Origin of the sequence: Pseudomonas sp. GXM4, assembly GCF_008923895.1 — a bacterium.
GTDB classification, from domain to species: domain Bacteria; phylum Pseudomonadota; class Gammaproteobacteria; order Pseudomonadales; family Pseudomonadaceae; genus Aquipseudomonas; species Aquipseudomonas atacamensis.
Genome location: NZ_WBRZ01000408.1, coordinates 1 through 3,293, shown reverse-complemented (window position 1 = coordinate 3,293; position 3,293 = coordinate 1). Strand labels below are relative to the sequence as shown.

Here is a 3,293-nt window from a genome sequence, read left to right as displayed (position 1 = left end):
ACAGGGGTGCAGTGTTGTTAATGCAATCTGGGGTACAACACAAACACCTGTGGGAGCTGGCTTGCCAGCGATGAGGCCGGCCCGGCCAAAATCCAATTTGGCTACTGCACCAACTGGTTGATCTCAATAATCGGCAACAACACCGCCATCACAATCACCAGCACCACCCCGCCCATCACCACAATCATCAGCGGCTCGAGCAGCGCGGTCATGCCCATCGCTCGCCGTTCGATATCCCGCGATAGCGTCTGCGCCGCACGCTCAAGCATCGGCGGCAGCGAGCCGGTTTTCTCGCCGCTGGCGATCAGGTGAATCAGCACCGGCGGGAAGACATTCTCCACCCGCAACGCGGCGGCGAGGTTGACGCCTTCTCGCACTTTCGCCGTGGCCTCGCTGACGCTCAGGCTCAAGCGGTCGTTGGACAAGGTCTGCCGCGCTGCTTCCAGTGCACGCAATAACGGCACCCCGGCACCGCCGAGAATTGCCAGCGTGGAGGCGAACCTTGCGGTGTTCAGGCCAAGAATGAAACGCCCGAACAGCGGCAATTTCAGCACCCGGTGATGCCAGCTCAAGCGCGCCGCCGGATTACGCAAATATAGACGCCAGCTCCAGAACGCCCCGGCCATGAGCGCCGCACACAACCAGCCCCACGCGCGAATGAAATCACTGGCCGTGAGCATCGCCAGGGTCAACCCCGGCAAATCCTGCCGCGCTTGAGAGAACGCGCTGACCACCTGCGGCACCACGTAGCTGAGCAGGAAAATCACAATGCCGATCGACACCAACCCGACCACGCCCGGATAGATGAACGCGGTGAGGATTTTGCCGCGCAGGTTGTTGCGTTCCTCGATGTAATCGGCCAGCCGTTCCATCACCTGGGCGAGATCGCCGGACTCTTCGCCAGCGGCAATCAGCGCGCGGTAAATCTCGGGAAAATCCCGTGGCCGCGACGCCAGCGATTCCGCCAGACGCATGCCGCTGCGTACATCGGCGCGCACGGCGCTGAGGGTCTGGGCGATGTGCTTTTTCTCGGCCTGCTCGACTGTGGCGCTCAGTGCTGCTTCTAATGGCAGGCTGGCACCGAGCAGGCTCGCCAGTTGCCGCGTGGCCCAGGCGAGGTCGTTGTCGGAGAGTCTGGCGCTGAACAAACCGCCGCCACCGTGTCGGGCGACGTTACTTTCCTCGTGCACCGACAACGCTGTCAATCCACGTCCGCGCAAGGCACTGAACGCCGCGCTCTGGCTGTCCGCCTCAAGGTGCCCGGATTCGATTTTCCCGGTGGCATCCGCCGCTTCAAAGCGATAGCGATTCATCAGGCGTCCCGTGTCACGCGAAGGATTTCTTCCGGCGCGGTGGCACCGCTGCGAATCCAGCGCTCACCGTCCTCACGCAGGCTGAACATCCCTGCTTTCGCCGCCGCCGCGCGCAGGGCCTGCTCCCCTGCCCCTTGGTGGATCAGCGTGCGGATGTCGTCGTCGATGCAGAACAATTCGTGAATGCCGGTGCGGCCGCTGTAACCGGTGTGATTGCACGCTGCGCAGCCGACCGGACGCCAGGTGCCGGGCGTAGCCGGATCTTCCTGTTTGCACTGATTGCACAGGCGCCGCCCCAGACGTTGCGCGAGGACGCCGAGCATGGATGACGCGAGGAGAAACGGCTCAACGCCCATATCGATCAGGCGATTGACCGCCGACACCGCGTCGTTGGTGTGCAGCGTCGCCAGCACCAAGTGCCCGGTGAGCGAGGCCTGCACGGCGATTTGCGCGGTCTCGAGATCGCGGATCTCGCCGATCATGATGATGTCCGGGTCCTGCCGCAGAATCGCCCGCAGCGCGAGGGCAAAGGTCATGTCGATCTTAGCGTTGACCTGAATCTGGCTGATCCCCGGCAGGTCGTATTCCACCGGATCTTCCACGGTAAGGATGTTGCTGGTGCTCGCATCCAGCCGCGCCAGCGCCGCGTAGAGGCTGGTGGTCTTGCCGCTGCCGGTCGGCCCGGTGACCAGCACGATGCCGTGGGGCTGGCGGATCAGGTGATCGAGCTTTGCCAATACCTGCGCATCCATGCCCAAGGTTTCCAGATGCAAGCGCCCGGCCTGTTTGTCGAGCAGACGCATCACCACGCGTTCGCCATGGCCGGTGGGCACCGTCGACACACGAATATCGATCGGCCGCCCCGCTACACGCAAGGCGATGCGCCCATCCTGCGGCAGGCGTTTTTCGGCGATGTCGAGCTGGGCCATGATCTTGATCCGCGACACCAGCGCACCGTGCAACGCCTTGCGCGGCGAGACCACATCCCGCAGGGTGCCGTCGACGCGGTAGCGCACCACCGAATGGGTTTCGAACGGCTCGATGTGAATATCGCTGGCCTCATCGCGCGCGGCCTGGGTGAGCAAAGCGTTGATCATGCGAATCACCGGCGCGCCGTCCTGGGTGTCGAGCAGGTCGGTGATTTCCGGCATGTCCTGCATCAGCCGATCGAGATCGACCTCGTTTTCCGCAGCACCCACCACCGCCGCCGCACTGCCGGTGTCGGCGTAAGCGCTGGCGAGCAAACCGTCGAGCTCGTCATCACGCACCCGCTCGATCCGCGTCACACCGAACTGCCGACGCACTTCGCTGATCGACCAACCGGGCGTTGACGGGCACACCGTCAGCACGCCATCGCGCAAAAGAATGCGCTGCGCCTTGGCCCAGGCGTAAGGCAATGCACTCATCGTCCATCCTCCCCGCAATTCGCCATAGCAATGCGATCCCCTGTGGCAATGCGATCCTCTGGCGCAATGAGATCCCTTGTGGCGAGGGGATTTATCCCCGTTGGGCTGCGCAGCAGACCCAAACCTTGAGAACCGGTTTCTCCAGGCAAATCGCGTGTACCGGTTTTACGACTGCTGCGCAGCCGAGCGGGGATAAATCCCCTCACCACAGTCATCATCTCAGTCAAAACCGAGTGCTCCCTTCAATGGGTACCGTGGCAATGGGATCCCGCGTGGCGAGGGGATTTATCCCCGTTGGGCTGCGAAGCAGACCCAAACCTTGAGAACCGGTTTCTCCAGGCAAATCGCGTGTGCCCGGTTTACGACTGCTGCGCAGCCGAGCGGGGATAAATCCCCTCACCACAGTCATCATCTCAGTCAAAAACCGGGTGCTCCTTTCAATCGGTACCGTGGCAATGCGATCCCCTGTGGCAATGGAGTCCTCAGTGGCAATGGGAACCTCTGTGGCGAGGGGATTTATCCCCGTTGGGCTGCGCAGCAGACCCAAACCTTGAGAACCGGTTTCTACAGGCAA

The 3,293-nt window shown here is 62.6% G+C and carries 3 protein-coding genes; all 3 read right to left on the bottom strand.

The window, feature by feature from the left end; translation table 11 throughout:
- Positions 1-101: 101 nt before the first annotated feature.
- Complete coding sequence (gspF, locus tag F8N49_RS26685) at positions 102-1,313, bottom strand: type II secretion system inner membrane protein GspF (RefSeq protein ID WP_041480124.1); 1,212 nt, start codon at positions 1,311-1,313, stop codon at positions 102-104.
- Positions 1,313-2,719: a type II secretion system ATPase GspE gene (gene gspE / locus F8N49_RS26680; protein WP_151553232.1), complete on the bottom strand. Its 1,407-nt coding sequence runs from the start codon at positions 2,717-2,719 to the stop codon at positions 1,313-1,315. The genes gspF and gspE overlap by 1 nt, the downstream gene beginning before the upstream one ends.
- Positions 2,720-2,942: 223 nt before the next feature.
- Positions 2,943-3,293 (bottom strand): hypothetical protein (locus F8N49_RS28115; protein ID WP_218574927.1); only part of this gene is annotated, 351 nt, incomplete at its 5' end.

Excerpts from the sequence above, each read along its gene's own strand:
- gspF (WP_041480124.1), bottom strand. The coding sequence starts at position 1,313 with ATGAATCGCTATCGCTTTGAAGCGGCGGATGCCACCGGGAAAATCGAA.
- gspE (WP_151553232.1), bottom strand. The coding sequence starts at position 2,719 with ATGAGTGCATTGCCTTACGCCTGGGCCAAGGCGCAGCGCATTCTTTTG.